The organism is Bradyrhizobium sp. CB82, assembly GCF_029714405.1.
In the GTDB taxonomy this organism is placed as follows: domain Bacteria; phylum Pseudomonadota; class Alphaproteobacteria; order Rhizobiales; family Xanthobacteraceae; genus Bradyrhizobium.
Genome location: NZ_CP121650.1, coordinates 4643964 through 4661518, shown reverse-complemented (window position 1 = coordinate 4661518; position 17555 = coordinate 4643964). Strand labels below are relative to the sequence as shown.

Here is a 17555-nt window from a genome sequence, read left to right as displayed (position 1 = left end):
ACGAGTCCGGGAACAGCCGGCTGGAAGAACTGGTAGCTAGTGGGACTGGAGCCCCGGCGATCCGGTCTCGGGATGGATCTCGGCGGCCATCATGCCCTTGGAGCCCGGCCCATAGCGGACCAGCACATACTGGCCCGGGCGCAACTCGGTCATGCCGAAGCGGCGCAGCGTCTCCATGTGCACGAAGATGTCGGGCGTGCCCTCGCCGCAGGTCAGGAAGCCGAAGCCGCGAAGGCGGTTGAACCACTTGACCTGCGCCCGCTCGAGCCCGCTCGTCGGCGTCACCGTGACATGGGTGCGCGGCGGCAGCATCTGGGCGGGATGGATCGCGGTCGACTCATCCATCGAGATGACGCGGAACGCCTGGTAACCCTTGGTGCGCTGGATACACTCGACGACGACGCGGGCGCCCTCATAAGCGGTCTGGAAACCATCGCGCCTGAGCACGGTAACGTGCAGCAGCACGTCGGGCCAGCCATTGTCGGGAACGATGAATCCGTAGCCCTTCGAAGCGTCGAACCATTTGATGACGCCCGTGACTTCGACAAGATTGGCGCTGGCCTCACCGAGCCCGGTGAAGGGATTGAGTGCGGCATCGCGACCGGCACCAGCAATCTCACCTGGTGCCAGCCGCCCAGACGACGCGCCTGGCGCGGGAACCCCAACCTTCTTGGACTCGAATCCGTCCGACGACCCCATAACCCCGGACCTCACACATCAAAGGCAGACCGCCCTCAGCGACGGTGCCGAATCACGCGTCTGGACGAGACCTTCTCACCCTGACGCCACACGAATCTCTCGAATCAAAAGATAACATTCCCGGTTGCGGCGCATAGACAAAAAAGAGATTCGCCGGAACCTATGAACAGCCTTGCACAGCCACGAATCAAGTTCGACGTCAGTTGCCGACGAAGGGCCCCAAGGTCTCGCCGATGTCGTGGTGGATCACGAGGTCGGCGATGTCGTCCTGCTCGGTCGGCTCGCGGTTGATGATCACGAGACGAGCACCGCAATTCTTCGCCATCACTGGAAAACCTGCCGCCGGCCACACCACGAGCGAGGAACCAATCGCGATGAAGAGATCGCACTGCTGCGCAAGCTCCGTCGCACGCTGCATCGCATCTTCCGGCATCGCTTGCCCGAACGAGATCGTCGCCGTCTTCACCGGCTCGGCACAAAGGCTGCAATCCGGCGCGATGCCGTCTGCGTCAAACCGGCGCTTCACCCAGTCGAGCTGATAGGTCTCACCGCAGCCGATGCAGCGTGCGTAAGTGGTATTGCCATGGAGTTCAATCACGTGGTCAGGGGCAAAGCCCGACGCCTGGTGCAGATTGTCGATGTTCTGGGTGATGACGGCGGGAGCCTTGCCGGCGCGGTAGAGCGAGGCAAGCGCGCGATGACCGCGTCCGGGCTTCGCGGCGGCAAAGGTCGGCTCCATCGCGAAGCGTCGGCGCCAGGATTCATCCCGCGCCTCCTGGCTCGCGACGAATTCGTCGAACGGGATCGGACGGTTACGCGACCACAATCCGTCCGGCGAGCGGAAATCGGGGATACCGCACTCAGTCGAGATGCCGGCGCCGGTGAACGGCACGATGGTGCGTGCCGCGGCGATCAAGTCGCCGAGCCTGTCGACGCCGCTGCGAAGATCTGATGCAATCATAGGCAGCCATCCCCTTCGCGAAGGTACCCAGCACGCGACGAGGTCTGCAAGCGTTTTTCCGACCATCGCCTATCCACAATCCTGCAATGCCTCGTCCCCATTGACGCCCCATTCAAGGTCGAACAATGCATCCGTTCGAATCCGACTCAACGCAATGCGGCGGCAGCGCTTGAGTCGCTTGGTAAGAAGGGGATGGACATGACAGAAGAAGAACAGCGTAAAGCGAGGGAGCGAGAAGAGATCGCCGCGCGCGTCGCCGCTTTTCGCGCGACTCAGGAGAAATTCAAACGCGAACGAGAAGAATATTTTGTCTCGACGCTGGAGAACGCCCGCAAGGTCGAGCGGCCGTCGCTTTGGCCGTAAGGCCGTTTTGAATTGAACACGCAAAAAGCCCGGAGCGCTGCTCCGGGCTTTTTGTTTTGGCTTTTGGTCTTACCAGTGACGCCAGTGATGGTGTCGATAGTAGACCGGTCCGCCATAATAAGCATAAGGACCCGGTCCGTAGTAATAGCTCGGACCATAGTCATAATAATCCGGGCCATAACCATAATAATACGGATGGGACGCGGCGATCGCGCCCGCCGTGAGCGCGCCGGCTGCGAGGCCGAACGCGAGCCCCGGTCCGATTCCGCGCCCGCGCGCCTCTGCCGGTGACGCAATCGCGGTCGCGCCGACGGTCGCAACGGTGGCCAGAACTGCCAGTGTTTTTCTCATGCGCTTTCTCCTCCATTCCTGGTGGGACCAACGCCTGCATCGTCCGATGGTTGCGGGCGCTCGATGCCGGCGAAACCCGGCCCTTTCGAAAAAAATCGAACCATTGTGGAACAAACGGGCTCGCGGCGCATTCGACCCGCAAGTGCGGCAGCCTCCGCCATCCGGGTCGAGGCGAAAGCACGAAGCCCCGTCAGCATCCTCCGTGGTGCTGGCGGGGTTTTCAATTTCAGGGCGCGGTGGCAGCAGAGGCGCCCCTTTGCCAATCGGGGCAATTGAGGAGGTCCGTTTGCCGATATCCGCATTGCTTGCCCGCATCCGCAGGCTGATTCCCAGACGCCAGGATGAGCACTACGAGGAAATTGTCCGCAGTTTCGGGGTGGGCGCTTTGCGCCCGCCACCGACGCCGATGAGCGATGGCGAACTTGCCCGTGCGATCGCCGAGTTCCTGAAGGACCCGCCCTCGGCAACTTCGGTCTCGAACCTCGGGCGGCGGCTGGATCCGTCTTCCGGGACTTGAGTGATCGTCGAGCCGGAACAAAACTGCCCTTAGCGCGTTGGCTATCCTCGTTCGCGCAAAGAGGCTGCGATGCCCGCGTGGCTTGAAGTCCTGCTCAACCTGGTCGGCTACGCCGGATTCCTGGCTCTCGCCGCACACAGCGCCTCGCGTGCCCGCGGCCCCGGCGACGACTCACATTCGCGGCGATAGGATTCGCTGCGGCGCACTCAGTGCGTCTGCGGCGGTTGCCCCGCCGTCCGAATCGGCCGATCAGCCTTCACGAGCACGTGCGATCCCTCTTCCATCTGCGGGCGCAGCGAAAAGCTGATCACCATGAAGGCGGCGCAGAACAGCGTGCCGACGACCGTGACACGACGAAAGGTCTCCCGGTCGGCTTGGTAGAAGGACGGCGTCGAAGGTGGTGTCATGGCCGTTGTGTCTGCCACTCTCAATTGGCTTTGCCTGCGAGCCGACACCTATCGCAATGCGCCGCAACTGCAACGCGATATGGTTTTTAACCTAACCGAATAGGGTTATCCGATCTTGCGCAAGTTCTCGTTAGGCTTTGCCGCGCAACGCTTTCCGGTGCGCGATCAGATGTCGGCGAGCCGCTTCAAAGTCGCGCGAAAGCTCAGGCTGCGGTTGCCGCCGACCAGCACGGTACCGAACACCTCCGCCTCCTTGTCGGTGAACGTCCCGGAGAACCCGCTGGTGACCTCCTGCCCGCCGAACAGCGGCCGGACGAAGGGATCGGCAAACGGCGTGTGCTGGTTGGTTGCGAGCTCGCCCTTCCAGGTGCCGTTGCCGACCGTGTACGAACCTTGCGACCAGAAATACGGCCCGCCGCCGAGCAGCACCCCATCGCGCAGTACAAGCACGCCGCTGTCGCGACCCTTCACGCCGTCGAGCATGTGGATGTGGATGGAGTAGAGGCCGTTTTTCATGGCGGGCCCGACGATTCAACCCGGCGCCGACAGCGTCGAGCAGGGGCGCGAAGCGCGAGCCTGCCATGCAGCGGGTTGCAAGCTCCTCCCCTGCCCTCGCCGTGCGTTTGCTGCTATGGAACGGCCGAACGAAGCCCGCCTCAGTCAAGGACCGCCTAGGGAGAAAAAGACCATGCGTTACCTCCACACCATGCTGCGCGTGCGCAATCTCGACGTCGCGCTGAAATTCTACCAGGACGCGCTCGGCTTGAAGGAGGTGCGACGGATCGAGAACGACAAGGGGCGCTTCACGCTCGTCTTCCTGTGCTCTTCGGACGATCTCGAAGCGCTCAAGAAGCTCCCCCAGACGCGCGGCGCGCCGCTGGTCGAGCTCACCTACAATTGGGACGAGGAGAAATACGGCGAGGACCGCTATTTCGGTCATCTCGCCTACGAGGTCGACGACATTTACGCGACCTGCGACCGGCTGATGAAAGCCGGCATCACCATCAACCGTCCACCGCGCGACGGCAACATGGCGTTCGTCCGCTCGCCCGACCTGCACTCGATCGAGCTGCTGCAGAAAGGCGAACCGAAGCCCCCGCAGGAGCCGTGGCTGTCGATGCCGAACACCGGTCACTGGTAGGCAGCACGCTGGTTCCGTCTGGAACGAGCCCTGGCCTTCGGCGTTCACTCCTCAACAAGGACATCTGGAGGAGGACACGAATGGCGAGAGGGCTGTTGCTGTGGTTGCTTGGCGTGCCGATCCCGGTGATCATTCTGCTGTGGCTATTCTTCGGCCACTGAGGCCGGTCACCGCTATCGGATGCGTCTGAAAGCTCCGCCCGAGGCGGAGCTTTTTGCATGAGAGGGAGTTCGTCGACGCTGCTCGCGCGGCGCGCGATATTCCGCTATCACCCGCCGCAAAGCATGGGAGGAACAACGTGCCGGAGCAAAAGCTGCAATTGACCGTCTGGGGCCGCGCCAACTCGGTCAACGTTCAGAAGGTGCTGTGGTGCCTGACCGAGCTTGATCTTGCTTTCATGCGCATCGATGCCGGAATGCAGTTCGGCCGCACCCGCGATGCCGACTACCTCGCGATGAACCCCAATTCGCGCATCCCGACGCTGGTCGACGGCGACTACGTGCTGTGGGAATCCAATTCCATCATGCGTTATCTCTGCCTCGCCCATCGTCAGGACACCCCGATCTATCCGCAAGCCGCGAAACGGCGCGCCGGCGTCGACCGTTGGCTCGACTGGACGCTCTCAACGCTGCAGCCGGCCGATCGTCCCGTGTTCTGGGGTATCGTCCGAACGCCGCCTGGCGAGCGCGATATGGTGCAGATCCAGAAGGATGCCGACGCGGCGGCCGAGGTCTGGCGCATCCTCGACCAGCAGCTTGCGACACGCCGCTTCGTCGAGGGCGACGACTTCACCATTGCCGACATCGCGCTCGGTGCATATGCGCGCCGCTGGCTCGGCGTCGAAGGCATCACCCGCCCCAAGCTTTCCAATCTGAAACGCTGGTTCGCTGAATTCGCGAGCAGGCCCGGCTTCGAAAAGTACGTCGCGCCTCCGATGTCGTGACGACGTTGTTTTGGGGCATGATCTCGTCGGAAAAAGGTGCCCGGATCAGGCCCTAACGCCAGCCGCGTTCGACCAGCAGCACGCAGACGACCAGCACCAGCGTGACGGCGGCGGTCGCAAGCCGCGCGGTCCAGCCCATGCCGCGGCCGACCCACCAGAGCAGCGCGCAATACACCAGGATGGGGACGATGATGTCGAGCGACAGGACGTCCGCCGGCATGCGACGCTAGCGCCGGCTGGAGGCGCTGATCCCGACATCGAGCGTGCCGCCGATCTTCACGCAGCTTCCCGTGGCCTCGACCTTGACGAAGCCCGGGCCATAGGCGGCGCAGGCATTGGCGCTCCCCGTGCCCTTGAGCGGCAGCACCTTGCCGGTCTGAGGCGACCGATCCGATGTGGGCAGGCGCGCCGTCTCGGCACGGGCGGATGCGATGGCGAAACAGCCGATGGCGATGATGATGGAGAACGCGCGCATGCCGCCTTGTAGCTCGGGCACGGTCCGGTTTCCATCCGAACCGCCGCGGGTGCCGAAGGTCAGATGAATTTGATCCCGGCGGACTTGCCACGCCGCCACACCACCTGGCAGTTCCGGCCGGTCCGGGCATCGCGCGCGAAGGCCAGCCGGATGATGCCGGGCAGTTGGGCCGCGTCCTCGCCAAGCGTGATGCGGGCGCCCGAGGTGGAGATATCCGCCACGAGGCAGTGCCGCGCGGCGAACCCGCCCTCAAGCGTGATCCAGGCGTGCTTGGACAGCAATTTGCGTGCTTCCCGCTTCTTGGTTGCGGTCATCGGCCGAAACTCTCCTCCTCCAGAACTACCGCAGGGAACGCTAAGAAACCGTTGAAATTGCCTTCGAATTTTCCCTGGGCGGGGTTTCTCCACCGGTCCCAAAAGACGTTCCCGAATGGCTTGCCCCATCGGCCAAAGGCCACTATACGTTCGGCCGCCGCAGGGCATTCCGGGCACGACTCGTTTGGACCCCGGCACGGCGCAAGTTTTGCTCCCTTCGTCTATCGGTTAGGACGCCACCCTTTCACGGTGGAGAGAGCGGTTCGATTCCGCTAGGGAGCGCCACAGCCGGCCCTCGCACGCAACCAACGTATAGCTATCGGAATACCGCAAATTCCGGCCTCATCCGTGCATGAGGAACGAAACCGTCTGGATCATTGTGCCCGCCATCGGCTTCGCCATTTTCTTGGCGACGATCGTCCTGCTTATCGGCCGGTGATGCCAGGTTCCGCCCGCCAATCCCTGACCTCGGACTGGCTCAGAGACCTCGGACTGGCTCAGACCTCAAAATATACTAGAGTTCGGCGAGAGGATGTTTCATGCCGTTGTTCGTCGATCACGTCCGCCTTCGTCCGGTCGAGCCGCGCCATGCAGCGGCCTTCGGTTTCGCGCTGCTGACCACCTCATGCGCGCTTGCGAGCTTCGCGCTCGCCTGTGCGACTCCCTTTGCGGCGTTTGCCGTCATTGCCGCGGCCACACTGGCGCTTCGGCCGGCCCTGCTCGTCGTCGCCGGCGCGTGGCTCGTCAACCAAACCATCGGGTTTGCCGCGCTTCATTATCCGATCGACGTAGGCACTCTGGCCTGGGGTGTTGCGATTGCCGCCGCCGCCCTGGCTGCGACCACGGTATCGTCGGCCGCGCTCTGGCGTCTCTCCTTGAAGAGCACGCCGCTCATGCTCGCACTCGCGCTGCTTTGCGCCTACGGCGCGTACGAGCTCACGCTGCTTGCTATCACACCGCTCCTTGGCGGCACCGGTGCCTTCACGACGGCGGTGGTGGCACGCCTCGGACTGCTCAACGTCGCGTGGCTGATCGGTCTCGTTGCCACCTGCGAAATCGTTCGACTGATCGCTTCCGGCCGTCGCGACCACGCAGTTTCACGATAACGAGCCGTCGCGCGACCTCGTAGCACTCACATCGGGGATTGCCGCCGTGGCGATAGTGCACGCACGTCTGATCTAGTGGTTCGCTCCACAGCGCCCCCGAAGGCCCCGGCCTGAGACCCCGACGCTCGCCTCGGAAGCGGGGTAGCATTTTAACTTTCCTTCAACTGAATTGTTGGAATCGCTGGCCCTCAAGCTTTAGGGTGCGCGCGCGTACCCTCACAATCGCGGCGGGATCGGGAGTGTGGAATGTCCGTGGCTGATGCAGAGTTCGTCCCGGAAGGGTCCCAATCGACCCTGGCGCAACTTCCACCCGGGGTGATCGTCAGCGGACCCGTCGTTCAGGCCAAGCTGCGCGAAAGCTATCTCCTCCTCGGCATCCTTTACGTCGGCTCGATCGCGGGCCTGATCTGGGCCTTCACGCAAGGCATCGGCAAGGTGGAACTTGCTGTCTTCGCAGGCATGTTCTCGCTCACGACGTTCGGCATCGGCGCCGGCATGCATCGCTTGCTCGTGCATCGCAGCTTCCGGTGCGGGCCCGTGATGCGGACATTCTTCTGCGCCATCGCGCAGATGGCGATACAGGGCTCGATCGCCAAATGGGTCGCCAATCATCGCCGCTATCATCTCTACGCCGACCACGTCGGCGATCCCCACAGCCCGCTCTACGACGGCTTCGGCAACCGCTATATCAGCCTCTTGAAGGGCTTCCTGCATGCCCAGGGCGGCTGGGTGTTCGACCAGGCGACCACCGACAACGATTTCTACGCCAAGGATATTCTGGCCGACCCGATCGCGATGTTCTTTGTCCGCACGCGGTGGGTTTGGTATGGCCTGTCGGCGGTGTTCCTTCCGGCAGCCATCGGCTACGCCTGCGGCGGCATTCACACCATGATCGGCTGCGCGCTGTTCTCCGGGCTCTTCCGCGCCTACCTTCTCATCCTTGTCAGCCAGCTCACCGGCTCGGTCTGCCACAGCTACGGCTATCGCCGCTTCGAGCTCGACGACGCCTCGACCAACGAGCTTGTGACCACGATCCTCACCTTCGGAGAGGGACTGCACAACAATCATCACCGCTTCCCGCGCGATGCCTATGTCTCGCATGCCTGGTACGAGTTCGATCTCAACGGCCTGATCATTCTGGGCATGGAAAAGCTCGGCCTTGTGCATGACGTCTTCCGCGCCTCGCACCGTCAGCTTGAGCTTGCGGAGACGGCGCCGGAGGCGTGAGCCCCATCGAGAGCCGGCTGATCCCTTCCTGGCTGGTTGCCCGCGCCGGCCCGCCTTAACCGCATTCGACTAATCGCCTTGCCTTGGCCCAAATTTTCGCGGCAAACTGATGCCGACCGTGCCTTGTGCGCGGCCTTCGCTGTCATTGCTCGTTTGCGATCGGAGACCGAATGGCTGTCAACAAGATCACCTGGGAACGCGTCGGCCGGGTCACCGAGCCCGGTCGCTACATGTACACGTTCGGCTGGCTGACGATCACGGAGGGGGACCTCCAAGTCTGGCAGCAATATCCGGACGCAGCCTTCACGCTCCTGGCGCAAGTGCCGTCAGCAGATGCGGTCGGCGATGAATTCCATCTCGGCACGTTCGACATCTCGCCCGACGCCCAATCGGCTTCCGACGGCACATATGCGGGTGCGGTGACAGGCGGGCTGCACTAGGGCGCGATGAAGCTAGGATGAATCGTCGTCGCGCTTCAGGTTGTTGTTTGCGCAAGATCTCCGCGCAAACGCGTGCCGCGTTTGTCGCGAGGGAAAACCGCATCACACTTTTCCGGATCATGCTTTAGCAGCACGTCTGCACCGAACGCGGAGCGCCGCGGGGAACAGATGGCATAGGTGTTGCTTTGTCAGGGGCATGATCCAGCTTGCCGCTCCAGATCAAGCCGTCCTGCTACTGCTCATCATCGTCAGCCTGGGCTCATGTTTTGTGCGGGTCTTCTGGCAGCTCGAGCAGGTCCGCGCACGCCGCAACCAGCCGCCGCATCAGCGATAGGCGCTCTGGGCCTACCCGGTTTTCGCGATTTTGCTTGTGGACATGCCGTTCGAACATCGCATCGTAGAGCGAAGACGCGACCGGAACTCATTGTTTTGTCTGACTAAACATAGCTTCGCGCGGCCAGCGCGATTCTTGATGTAGATATCGAGCGGGGGGCGGTTATACGGTTGATTGCGCTCTCCCTTTCGATTCCCGCGTCGAGTACGGATGAACGGAAGCTGTCGGAACCGTAAAGGCTTGCGACAGCAAACGCATGACACATCGTCGCATCGCCGCAAGTGGATAAGCCGACCAAGGGAACCTATTGTCCAGCCGATGATGACCCTGCTTGAAGCATTGCCGACCGTGATCGGGACGGCCGCCGTCGCACCGGCCTTGTTGATGCTCTGGCTCGTCATTGCGGCCGAGGAGCGTCCCGGCCCGCCGGCCCAGGTCTGGACCGCCTTCGTGCTCGGTGCGGCCAGCATTTCGCTGCTGGGGCTCGCCCGTGCGCCGTTCGCCAAGATGGTCGCAGCTCCCGACGATCCCTGGGCGGCGCTCGCCATGCATTCGATCTTCGGCGTAGCGTTGCCGGAGGAAGCCGTGAAGGTCATCGCCATCGTGCTGGTTTCCTCGACCAAGCGGCGGAGCTTTGCCAATCCGATGGACACGGTGGTCTATGGCGCCGCGGTCGGGCTCGGCTTTGCTGCCTACGAAAACCTCGCCTATCTCGTGCAGCATGCCGACATGTGGCGCTCGCTGGCGGCTTTGCGCAGCGTGCTCACGGTGCCCTTCCACGGCGCGCTCGGCATCATTGCGGGGGCCTACCTCGCCATCGCCCGCTCCGGCACGGCGCTCGGCGCGCACCGCCATCATCGCGACTGGGCGCGTTTCTCGAGCCGCGTCCTGATGCTTGTGGGCCCGCTCGCGCTGCACGCGAGCTTCGATTTTCCGCTGCTGACCTTGCAGCGAATGCCCGACCTCGATCCGAATGTGCGGATGTGGTTCGGTGCGGCGAGCCTTCTGATCGGCTTCAGCTCGATCGCTTTCGCCATCCGCCTGGTGCGCCGCGTCGCGCGCCACCACGCACCGCGCACCGAGATTGCGCGCGAGCGCCTCAGCCAGCTTCGGCGGATGTGGGCCCTGCTGGTCATCGGCGGCGGCATCGGGTTTGTCGGCCTCGCTTTCGTGCTGACCTCGATCCATCACTGGCTGGTCAATCCCGATCACAACGTGACGCTGGTGCTGATCCCCATCGGTCTGACCTCGATCCTGCTCGGCATCGCCCTACTGGTTGTCACAACGGCGATCTACGTTCTCGGCCGCAACCGCATCCGCACCACCGCGGAAGGGTTTTCATCCGCGCCCTGAGTGGTCACTGCGGAACGCACATACTACAATGAGCTCTGGTCCTTGCGGCCTGGAGGCCACTATGACGTCGCCCGAGCAATTTACGCGCTTGGAGTCCGCCATGAGCCGAGCGGTCAAGGCGCATTGGAAAGCCTTCCTGTTCGAAGGCATCCTGCTCGTCATTCTCGGCATTGCCGCGCTGATCCTGCCGCCGCTCGCAAGCCTCGCGATCACGATCTTTCTTGGCTGGATGTTCCTGATTAGCGGCATCGGCGGGCTGGTCGTCACCTTCTGGGCGCGCAACATGCCGGGCTTCTGGTGGTCCCTGATCTCGGCGGCGCTGGCCGTGCTCGCCGGGATGGTCCTGCTGGCGCGGCCGATGCAGGCGGTGCTGACGCTGACGATCGTGCTCGGGGCATATTTTCTCGCCGAGGGCGTCACCACCATCATGTATGCGCTGGAGCATCGCCGCGAGCTGACCGGCCGCTGGTCGTGGCTCATGATCTCCGGCCTCGTCGACATCGTGATCTCGTTTCTGGTCATCACGGGCCTGCCGAGCTCGGCGGAATGGGCGATCGGTATCCTCGTCGGGATCAACCTCCTGTTCGGCGGCGCCACGCTGATCGGCATCTCGCTTGCGGCGCGCAACAGCAACACTTGATCGGCGCGTTGCTCGCCCCTTATTGGGGGTGACAAGCCCCAAATGCTGCGCTATAGAGCCGGCCATGATCACCCTCGCCACCAGCTATTTTTGGTACTTTAGCTACGGCAGCTTGCTGGCGGCGGGAGGATCGCGCTCAATCTGATACATTGCAGCAAGACATCCGAACAGCCGCCAGACCTGGCGGCTTTTTTATTGGCCGGCAGGTTCTCTAACAACAGGAGCCCGCCGTGCTGAGCACGACCGACGACCTTCGTATCCGCGAACTGAAAGAGCTGAGCACGCCGGAAGAGGTGATGCGGGAGGTCCCGCGCACGCTCACCGCAACCCGTGTGGTGATGGCAGCGCGCAACGCGATCCACGCCATCCTCAACAGCCAGGATGACCGCCTTTTGGTGGTCGTCGGCCCCTGCTCCGTGCACGATCCCAAGGCTGCGATCGACTACGCCGAGAAGCTCGCACGCCTTCGCGAGGATCTCGCCGACCAGCTCGAGATCGTCATGCGGGTCTATTTCGAGAAGCCGCGCACCACCGTCGGCTGGAAAGGCCTGATCAACGACCCCGACCTCGATGGCAGCTTCGACATCAACAAGGGCCTCCGGCTAGCGCGCAACGTGCTGTCGGCGGTGAACAATCTGGGCCTGCCTGCCGGCGCCGAATTCCTCGACATGACGACGCCGCAATACATCGCCGACCTCGTGTCCTGGGCTGCGATCGGCGCGCGCACGACTGAAAGCCAGATCCATCGCGAGCTGGCGTCGGGGCTTTCCTGCCCGGTCGGCTTCAAGAACGGCACCGATGGCAATGTCCGCATCGCTGCGGACGCGGTGAAGTCTGCCGCCCATCCGCACCATTTCATGGCGGTGACCAAGCGCGGCCGCTCGGCGATCGCGTCGACCGCGGGCAATGAAGACTGCCACATCATCCTGCGCGGCGGCAGCAAGCCGAACTACGACGCCGCGAGCGTTGCGGCGGCCTGCAACGAGCTCGCCAAGGCCGGCGTCGGACCGCGGCTGATGGTGGACGCAAGCCACGCCAACTCGAGTAAGAAGCCGGAGAACCAGCCGATCGTCACCGCCGACATCGCCGGTCAGATCGCTGGCGGCGAGAGCCGCATCATGGGCGTGATGATCGAGAGCAACCTCGTCGCCGGGCGCCAGGACGTCGTGCCGGGCAAGCCGCTCACTTACGGCCAAAGCATCACCGATGGGTGCATCGACTGGAGGACGACGGCGCGCGTGCTCGAACAGCTTGCCGACGCGGTCGAAATCCGGCGGAACACGCAGCGCTCCGGAGTCCACGAGCGCTCCGCGTAGACCAAGCCTGCGGGCGGGGCGAGCTGTCGCGCCCCTCCCGCAGAAAAATACTCTAGCACCCGCGGCAGATGCTCTTGATCTTCTTGTCGAGCGCCTGGTTTTCCTTGCTCAGGGGATCACTGGGATCGCTGAGGTTCTTCTCGCTCGGCACGTCGGAAGCGCGCGGCTGGCGATGACCGACGGGCGCAGGCAGTACCGAGCCTGACGCCGCTCCTCCCGATGAGGCTCCTCCCTTGCCGCCGGTCTGGGCGATGGCCGCACCATCGAGCAGGACCAGAAGCGACAGGGCCACGACGATTTTTTTCATTCTTCTCCTCCATTCCTTCCTGCCGACGCCCCAACCGCTTAGCTTTCGGGCGGATAGAGATGAACGTCGCCGCAATAGTCAACGATAAGATAGCGCGTTTCCGCCGCCGCATCACCTTTGGCGGGTGCGGTATTTTGCGCCCCCAACACGTAATTCGGGCCAACCGGCGATTTGCCGGCGCCACCGGGAAGATCGAGCACGAATTCCGGCTGGCACAGTCCCGATATCCGGCCGCGGAGCGCGCGCATCAATTCCTGACCCGTCGCGAGCGTGGTGCGCAGATGGGCAGTGCCCGGCGCGAGATCGCCGAGATGCAGATAGTACGGCTTGATCCGGCATTCGACGAAAGCGCGCATCAAATCCGACAGGGCGGAGACGTTGTCATTGACCCCGCGCAGCAACACGGACTGGCTCACCATGGGAATGCCGGCATCAACGAGGCGGGCGCAGGCGGCACGTGCCTTGTCCGTCAGCTCGCGGGCGTGGTTGGCGTGCAGGGCGACCCAGGTCGTCGCGCCCTCGACCTTCAACGCCGAAACCATCTCTTCACTGACGCGATCGGGATCGGCCACGGGCACTCGGGTGTGCAGGCGGATGACCTTGACGTGATCGATCCCGGAGAGATCGGCCATGATCTCGCCCATCCGCCGCGGCGACAGCATCAGGGGATCGCCGCCGGTGAGGATCACCTCCCAAATCTCGCTGTGCGCGCGGATATACGCAATCGCCGCGCGATAAGCGCTTTCCGACAGCGCGTTCTCCTTGCCCGGGCCGACCATCTCCCGCCGGAAGCAGAAGCGGCAATAGACCGCGCAGACATGCACGAGCTTGAACAGCACCCTGTCGGGATAGCGATGAACGATGCCGGGGACCGGCGACCAAGCCTGATCGCCGATCGGGTCGGCATCTTCGCCCGGCTGCACCTCGAGTTCCGCAAGATTCGGAACGAATTGCCGCGCGATGGGATCATCGGAATCGGAGCTGTCGATGAGACTGGCGAGTTCGGGCGTGATCGCGACCGCATAGCGCGAAGCGACGCGCTCGAGCGCCGTGAGCTCTGAGGCCGGCGCGAGGCCGTGCTCTACGAGCTCGGCCGGCTCGCGCAAGGTGCGTGCAAGATTGGTCTTCGTCATGTCTCACCTTGAGGCGGCGTCCACACCACCTGATCAATCCGCAATGCGCCGCTCGCCAACATCACCAGCCGGTCGAAGCCGAGCGCCACGCCGCTCGCCTCCGGCATTTGGCCGACGGCGGCGAGAAAATCCTCGTCCAGCGGATAGGCCTCGCCATAGCGCCGCTGCTTCTCCGCCATCGAGAGTTGAAAGCGCCGGCGCTGCTCCGCGGCATCGGTCAATTCGCCAAAGCCGTTGGCAAGCTCCACCCCGCAGGCATAGACCTCGAACCGTTCGGCCACCCGTGGATCGGCCACCTTCGCCCGGGCCAGCGCTGCCTCGGGAGATGGGTATTCGAACAGAATGGTCAAACGCCCCTGCCCCAGATTCGGCTCGATATGCTCGACCAGGACCTTGCTGAAGACGTCCGACCAGGTGTCGTCCTTCGTCACCCGCACTTTCGTCCCGGCGGCAGCGGCGAGCGCATCGCGGTTGCCCTCGCCGTCTGAAATCGTCGACAGCAGGTCGATGCCTGCGAACTGCTCGAAAGCACCGGCAACCGTCAGAAGCTCCGGCTCTGCAAAGGGGTCGGCGGTCCGGCCACGGAACGAGAACTGGCCGATCCGCGTCGCTTGCGCGGCGCGGGCGATCACACCGATGCAGTCGGCCATGATCGCATCATATGGGGTGCCCGCCCGGTACCATTCCAGCATGGTGAATTCGGGCAGATGCAGGTCGCCCCGCTCCCGGTCGCGAAACACCCGCGCCAGCTCGAAAATCCGGGGTTCCCCGGCCGCGAGCAGCTTCTTGCAGGCGAACTCCGGGGATGTCCGTAAATACCGCGTCATCCGGCTTCCGGCGGGGCGCATGATCTCCGTTCGGGGCGCGTGCAGATGGATCTCGTTGCCCGGCGAGACCTGCAAAACCGAGGTTTCGACCTCGACAAATCCCTGCTCGGCGAAGAAGTCCCGAACCGCGGCCGTAATGGTCCCCCGCGCCTGGAGGAAAGGCCGCCGGTCGAGGTGCCGATCCCTTGACCAGAACGGGGACGTGGTTTTGTCCCCAGCCATCAGCCGACCGCTCCGGGAGGCAGCAAAACGCTGGCATCCAACGGCAAAATCAGTATGTTGCGGCCCGAAACGGGCGCCGAGGTCCGAGTTAAGGCCCCCAGTCCCCCATCAATTTGACCACGCCCTGGCCAGTGCCGGGCCAAGCAAGCAGGAAATATAGCTTTGAGAGTCATCGCCAGTTCTATTCGCAAGGGCAACGTGATCGAGCAAGACGGCAAGCTTTACGTCGTCGTGACCGCCGAGAACATCCATCCCGGCAAGGGCACCCCGGTCAGCCAGATCGAGATGCGCCGAATCAGCGACGGGGTAAAGATCTCCGAGCGGTACAAAACCACCGACCAGGTCGAGAAGGTCACGATCGAGGAGCGCAACTACACCTTCCTGTATGAGGATGGCGACGGCTACCACTTCATGAACCCGGAGACCTATGACCAGGTCCAGGTTTCCAAGGACATCGTTGGTAGCTCGGCCGCCTATCTCCAGGAGAGCATGACCGTCAAGCTGTCCATGCACGACGCCAACCCTGTGTCGATCGCGCTGCCGCAGCGCGTGACGCTGGAAGTGGTCGAGACCGAGCCCGTGACCAAGGGCCAGACCGCCTCCTCCTCCTACAAGCCCGCAGTGCTCTCCAACGGCGTCCGCACCACCGTGCCGCCGCACATCTCGGTTGGCACCCGCGTCGTGGTGATGACTGAAGACGGTTCTTACGCCGAGCGCGCCAAGGACTAGGCAAGAGACCGAGCGGTCGGAACAGGCAAGGTCGCCGGGGGGCGAGACAACAGTGGGCAGGCACAGCTTCCGCTTCGTCTCGTCTCTTAGGGGATTGCTTACACTTATGGTCGCTGGCTCTTCGCCGCTGTTCGCGGACGAGTTCCGCACCCCATCGCTCACAGCCCTGCACGTGGATTGGCGCGCAGCACTCGACCAGCTCCGTAGCGAGATCAACGCGCATCCCGCGATCGCCAGTGACTTCGTGTTCACGCAGCGCCGTTCGGTCGGCCGATTCGACCCCCGCGCGCAGCCGGCGCTGGTGCAACTCAACGGGGTTTCCTCGCAGTTCTTCTCAGGTATCGCGCGCAGCTCCGTTCCGGTGCTGCTGCCGTTCGACGCCGCCGCCTATCTCGATGCGCGGCGCAGCGGCGCACCGGCGAACCTGCCGCTTGCCCGCTACCAGTCCGACTTCAGCCCGGCCGACGTGTTCGATGCGGGCCCTGCCGGCTACGACGCTGTCTTCTCGCTTGAGCCGGGCGTCGGCGACGGTCTGCCGCAGCGGGTGTTCGCAAAGCCGGTGGAGATCCAGATCACGGGCTCCGGGCTGATCTACGATCTTGCCGATCCCGCCGGCGGCAAGGGCGAGCCGGTCAAGGCGCTCTCCGGCCAATATCCGGATTTGCGCCGTTTCATCCGCGAAGGCTATGTGCGTTATGCCTTCAGCCGCTTCGGCGCCGCCTATGTCGTGTCGATCCAGTGTCTCGACAGCGTCGCAAAACCACGGCGGCTCGCCTGCAAGGAGGCTTATCCGGTTGCCGAGCGTTTCCTGAAGGCCTTGCATGTGGCGGGCGGCCAGCGCATGCGCCCGCCGACGGACCTCGCCTCCGAGATGGTCGATCGGCCTTTGGGGCGATCGGCGGATTTCGGCTACCGGCCGAGCGGCGACATTATTCCCAACACCGGCTACCGCAAGCAGGCGGGCCATCCCGACGTCATGGCCTATGCGCAGATCCGCTTTCCGCTGGCGAAGGCGCCGGCCTTCGTCCGCTCGCAATCCTACGGCAAGCGCGACAAGACGGAGGGACCAATCACCTATCCCTGGCGCGACAATTTTTGCGAGTCCCGCAGCTTCGAGGTCTGGCAGTGCCCGGGTGGCTACGGCCATCAGGGCGAGGACATCCACGCCGCCGATTGCCCAGCGAATTCTGACGCCAGCGAACGTTGCGACCCCAAACATCAGAGCGTCGTCGCCGTGCGCGATGCGACCGTGATCCGCGGGCCGAAGGACCAGGCGGCGACGCTCCAGGTGAACAGCCGAACCGAGCATATCCGCTTCCGCTATATGCACATGAATCCGGCCGCGATGAACGCCGACGGTCTCGTCAACGGCCGCATCGTCAGCGAGGGCGAGAAAATCGGCGTCATCTCCAATTATCTCGACCATCCCGGCGGCACCTCACTTCACCTGCATTTCGATGTCCAGGTATTCACCCGCGACGGCTGGATCTGGGTCAACCCTTACGTCACCCTCGTCTCCGCCTATGAACGCATGATCCACGGCCGCGGCCGCGAGATTGGCCCGGAGGTCGCCGGCGCGGCGCAGCCGCTTGCGCACGCGCTGCCCGAAGATGCGGTCAAGCCGGATCAGCGCGAGGGCGCGAGCAACGAGGAGAATTGAGGCGGGAACGGCCGTCGAGAGACGGCGCGTGCTCCGCTTCAACGTACGCATAGAGCATCCTGCCCATCGGAATACTGATGGCAGCGCATG

The 17555-nt window shown here is 63.7% G+C and carries 23 protein-coding genes and 1 tRNA gene; 13 read left to right on the top strand and 11 right to left on the bottom strand.

Going from position 1 to position 17555, the window contains the following annotated elements; all coding sequences use genetic code 11:
* Nucleotides 1-36: 36 nt before the first annotated feature.
* Nucleotides 37-699: a cold-shock protein gene (locus QA640_RS22555; RefSeq protein ID WP_283035160.1), complete on the bottom strand. Its 663-nt coding sequence runs from the start codon at nucleotides 697-699 to the stop codon at nucleotides 37-39.
* Between the two features lie 199 nt (nucleotides 700-898).
* Complete coding sequence (locus QA640_RS22550; RefSeq protein ID WP_283035159.1) at nucleotides 899-1660, bottom strand: Sir2 family NAD-dependent protein deacetylase; 762 nt, start codon at nucleotides 1658-1660, stop codon at nucleotides 899-901.
* Nucleotides 1661-1858: 198 nt separating this feature from the next.
* On the opposite strand from QA640_RS22550, the gene QA640_RS22545 reads away from it, so the two are divergent.
* Nucleotides 1859-2023 (top strand): hypothetical protein, encoded by a 165-nt coding sequence (locus QA640_RS22545; RefSeq protein WP_198031950.1) that lies wholly within the window; start codon nucleotides 1859-1861, stop codon nucleotides 2021-2023.
* 69 nt (nucleotides 2024-2092) lie between these two features.
* Here QA640_RS22545 and QA640_RS22540 read toward each other — a convergent pair whose 3' ends face one another.
* Complete coding sequence (locus QA640_RS22540) at nucleotides 2093-2374, bottom strand: hypothetical protein (RefSeq protein WP_283035158.1); 282 nt, start codon at nucleotides 2372-2374, stop codon at nucleotides 2093-2095.
* Nucleotides 2375-2660: 286 nt separating this feature from the next.
* Between QA640_RS22540 and QA640_RS22535 the strand changes: the two genes are divergently transcribed.
* On the top strand, nucleotides 2661-2891 hold the full coding sequence (locus QA640_RS22535; protein WP_283035157.1) for a hypothetical protein: 231 nt from the start codon (nucleotides 2661-2663) through the stop codon (nucleotides 2889-2891).
* Nucleotides 2892-3097: 206 nt separating this feature from the next.
* On the opposite strand, the gene QA640_RS22530 is transcribed toward QA640_RS22535, so the two are convergent.
* Together QA640_RS22530 and QA640_RS22525 are read right to left on the bottom strand one after the other, a co-directional pair.
* Nucleotides 3098-3298 carry a hypothetical protein gene (locus tag QA640_RS22530; RefSeq protein WP_283035156.1) on the bottom strand — a complete coding sequence of 67 codons (201 nt, stop codon included), beginning with the start codon at nucleotides 3296-3298 and terminating at the stop codon, nucleotides 3098-3100.
* A 165-nt stretch (nucleotides 3299-3463) separates the two neighbouring features.
* Nucleotides 3464-3814, bottom strand: coding sequence for a GrlR family regulatory protein (locus QA640_RS22525; RefSeq protein ID WP_283035155.1), 351 nt, complete (start codon nucleotides 3812-3814; stop codon nucleotides 3464-3466).
* A 172-nt stretch (nucleotides 3815-3986) separates the two neighbouring features.
* Between QA640_RS22525 and QA640_RS22520 the strand changes: the two genes are divergently transcribed.
* Both QA640_RS22520 and QA640_RS22515 read left to right on the top strand, forming a co-directional pair.
* Nucleotides 3987-4439, top strand: coding sequence for a VOC family protein (locus QA640_RS22520; protein ID WP_283035154.1), 453 nt, complete (start codon nucleotides 3987-3989; stop codon nucleotides 4437-4439).
* A 298-nt stretch (nucleotides 4440-4737) separates the two neighbouring features.
* Nucleotides 4738-5382, top strand: coding sequence for a glutathione S-transferase (locus QA640_RS22515; RefSeq protein ID WP_283035153.1), 645 nt, complete (start codon nucleotides 4738-4740; stop codon nucleotides 5380-5382).
* Nucleotides 5383-5434: 52 nt separating this feature from the next.
* Here QA640_RS22515 and QA640_RS22510 read toward each other — a convergent pair whose 3' ends face one another.
* The 3 genes from QA640_RS22510 to QA640_RS22500 are packed head-to-tail and all read right to left on the bottom strand — an operon-like array spanning nucleotide 5435 to nucleotide 6171.
* Nucleotides 5435-5602, bottom strand: a complete 168-nt coding sequence (locus QA640_RS22510; RefSeq protein ID WP_283035152.1) for a hypothetical protein — start codon at nucleotides 5600-5602, stop codon at nucleotides 5435-5437.
* Nucleotides 5603-5608: 6 nt separating this feature from the next.
* Nucleotides 5609-5878 (bottom strand): hypothetical protein, encoded by a 270-nt coding sequence (locus QA640_RS22505; protein ID WP_349253635.1) that lies wholly within the window; start codon nucleotides 5876-5878, stop codon nucleotides 5609-5611.
* 38 nt (nucleotides 5879-5916) lie between these two features.
* Entirely contained in the window at nucleotides 5917-6171 is a 255-nt protein-coding gene (locus QA640_RS22500; protein ID WP_283035151.1) for a PilZ domain-containing protein, read from the bottom strand.
* A 210-nt stretch (nucleotides 6172-6381) separates the two neighbouring features.
* On the opposite strand from QA640_RS22500, the gene QA640_RS22495 reads away from it, so the two are divergent.
* The 7 genes from QA640_RS22495 (at nucleotide 6382) to QA640_RS22465 (ending at nucleotide 12587) form a co-directional block, all read left to right on the top strand.
* A tRNA-Glu gene (locus QA640_RS22495) sits at nucleotides 6382-6456 on the top strand.
* Between the two features lie 254 nt (nucleotides 6457-6710).
* Nucleotides 6711-7277, top strand: a complete 567-nt coding sequence (locus tag QA640_RS22490) for a hypothetical protein (RefSeq protein ID WP_283035150.1) — start codon at nucleotides 6711-6713, stop codon at nucleotides 7275-7277.
* A 246-nt stretch (nucleotides 7278-7523) separates the two neighbouring features.
* Nucleotides 7524-8504: an acyl-CoA desaturase gene (locus QA640_RS22485; RefSeq protein ID WP_283035149.1), complete on the top strand. Its 981-nt coding sequence runs from the start codon at nucleotides 7524-7526 to the stop codon at nucleotides 8502-8504.
* Between the two features lie 170 nt (nucleotides 8505-8674).
* Nucleotides 8675-8944 carry a hypothetical protein gene (locus QA640_RS22480; RefSeq protein ID WP_283035148.1) on the top strand — a complete coding sequence of 90 codons (270 nt, stop codon included), beginning with the start codon at nucleotides 8675-8677 and terminating at the stop codon, nucleotides 8942-8944.
* A gap of 655 nt (nucleotides 8945-9599) precedes the next feature.
* Entirely contained in the window at nucleotides 9600-10631 is a 1032-nt protein-coding gene (locus QA640_RS22475; RefSeq protein ID WP_283042859.1) for a PrsW family glutamic-type intramembrane protease, read from the top strand.
* Between the two features lie 61 nt (nucleotides 10632-10692).
* Entirely contained in the window at nucleotides 10693-11271 is a 579-nt protein-coding gene (locus QA640_RS22470; RefSeq protein WP_283035147.1) for an HdeD family acid-resistance protein, read from the top strand.
* A 230-nt stretch (nucleotides 11272-11501) separates the two neighbouring features.
* The gene (locus QA640_RS22465) at nucleotides 11502-12587 is read left to right on the top strand and encodes a 3-deoxy-7-phosphoheptulonate synthase (RefSeq protein ID WP_283035146.1); all 1086 of its coding nucleotides are present in this window, start codon (nucleotides 11502-11504) and stop codon (nucleotides 12585-12587) included.
* A 52-nt stretch (nucleotides 12588-12639) separates the two neighbouring features.
* Here QA640_RS22465 and QA640_RS22460 read toward each other — a convergent pair whose 3' ends face one another.
* From QA640_RS22460 to epmA, 3 genes are read right to left on the bottom strand one after another with little or no spacing between them, the layout of a single operon-like run.
* A complete protein-coding gene (locus QA640_RS22460) occupies nucleotides 12640-12894 on the bottom strand; it encodes a hypothetical protein (protein WP_283035145.1) in 255 nt (84 codons plus the stop codon).
* Nucleotides 12895-12932: 38 nt separating this feature from the next.
* Nucleotides 12933-14027 carry a lysine-2,3-aminomutase-like protein gene (locus tag QA640_RS22455; RefSeq protein ID WP_283035144.1) on the bottom strand — a complete coding sequence of 365 codons (1095 nt, stop codon included), beginning with the start codon at nucleotides 14025-14027 and terminating at the stop codon, nucleotides 12933-12935.
* Complete coding sequence (gene epmA / locus QA640_RS22450; RefSeq protein ID WP_283035143.1) at nucleotides 14024-15076, bottom strand: EF-P lysine aminoacylase EpmA; 1053 nt, start codon at nucleotides 15074-15076, stop codon at nucleotides 14024-14026. The genes QA640_RS22455 and epmA overlap by 4 nt, the downstream gene beginning before the upstream one ends.
* Nucleotides 15077-15238: 162 nt before the next feature.
* Between epmA and efp the strand changes: the two genes are divergently transcribed.
* Both efp and QA640_RS22440 read left to right on the top strand, forming a co-directional pair.
* Complete coding sequence (gene efp / locus QA640_RS22445) at nucleotides 15239-15805, top strand: elongation factor P (protein WP_283035142.1); 567 nt, start codon at nucleotides 15239-15241, stop codon at nucleotides 15803-15805.
* A 106-nt stretch (nucleotides 15806-15911) separates the two neighbouring features.
* Nucleotides 15912-17465: a M23 family peptidase gene (locus QA640_RS22440; RefSeq protein ID WP_283035141.1), complete on the top strand. Its 1554-nt coding sequence runs from the start codon at nucleotides 15912-15914 to the stop codon at nucleotides 17463-17465.
* Nucleotides 17466-17555: the final 90 nt, after the last annotated feature.

Excerpts from the sequence above, each read along its gene's own strand:
- QA640_RS22555 (WP_283035160.1), bottom strand. The coding sequence starts at position 699 with ATGGGGTCGTCGGACGGATTCGAGTCCAAGAAGGTTGGGGTTCCCGCG.
- QA640_RS22550 (WP_283035159.1), bottom strand. The coding sequence starts at position 1,660 with ATGATTGCATCAGATCTTCGCAGCGGCGTCGACAGGCTCGGCGACTTG.
- QA640_RS22545 (WP_198031950.1), top strand. The coding sequence starts at position 1,859 with ATGACAGAAGAAGAACAGCGTAAAGCGAGGGAGCGAGAAGAGATCGCC.
- QA640_RS22540 (WP_283035158.1), bottom strand. The coding sequence starts at position 2,374 with ATGAGAAAAACACTGGCAGTTCTGGCCACCGTTGCGACCGTCGGCGCG.
- QA640_RS22530 (WP_283035156.1), bottom strand. The coding sequence starts at position 3,298 with ATGACACCACCTTCGACGCCGTCCTTCTACCAAGCCGACCGGGAGACC.
- QA640_RS22525 (WP_283035155.1), bottom strand. The coding sequence starts at position 3,814 with ATGAAAAACGGCCTCTACTCCATCCACATCCACATGCTCGACGGCGTG.
- QA640_RS22520 (WP_283035154.1), top strand. The coding sequence starts at position 3,987 with ATGCGTTACCTCCACACCATGCTGCGCGTGCGCAATCTCGACGTCGCG.
- QA640_RS22510 (WP_283035152.1), bottom strand. The coding sequence starts at position 5,602 with ATGCCGGCGGACGTCCTGTCGCTCGACATCATCGTCCCCATCCTGGTG.
- QA640_RS22500 (WP_283035151.1), bottom strand. The coding sequence starts at position 6,171 with ATGACCGCAACCAAGAAGCGGGAAGCACGCAAATTGCTGTCCAAGCAC.
- QA640_RS22490 (WP_283035150.1), top strand. The coding sequence starts at position 6,711 with ATGCCGTTGTTCGTCGATCACGTCCGCCTTCGTCCGGTCGAGCCGCGC.
- QA640_RS22485 (WP_283035149.1), top strand. The coding sequence starts at position 7,524 with ATGTCCGTGGCTGATGCAGAGTTCGTCCCGGAAGGGTCCCAATCGACC.
- QA640_RS22480 (WP_283035148.1), top strand. The coding sequence starts at position 8,675 with ATGGCTGTCAACAAGATCACCTGGGAACGCGTCGGCCGGGTCACCGAG.
- QA640_RS22475 (WP_283042859.1), top strand. The coding sequence starts at position 9,600 with ATGACCCTGCTTGAAGCATTGCCGACCGTGATCGGGACGGCCGCCGTC.
- QA640_RS22470 (WP_283035147.1), top strand. The coding sequence starts at position 10,693 with ATGACGTCGCCCGAGCAATTTACGCGCTTGGAGTCCGCCATGAGCCGA.
- QA640_RS22460 (WP_283035145.1), bottom strand. The coding sequence starts at position 12,894 with ATGAAAAAAATCGTCGTGGCCCTGTCGCTTCTGGTCCTGCTCGATGGT.
- QA640_RS22455 (WP_283035144.1), bottom strand. The coding sequence starts at position 14,027 with ATGACGAAGACCAATCTTGCACGCACCTTGCGCGAGCCGGCCGAGCTC.
- epmA (WP_283035143.1), bottom strand. The coding sequence starts at position 15,076 with ATGGCTGGGGACAAAACCACGTCCCCGTTCTGGTCAAGGGATCGGCAC.
- QA640_RS22440 (WP_283035141.1), top strand. The coding sequence starts at position 15,912 with ATGGTCGCTGGCTCTTCGCCGCTGTTCGCGGACGAGTTCCGCACCCCA.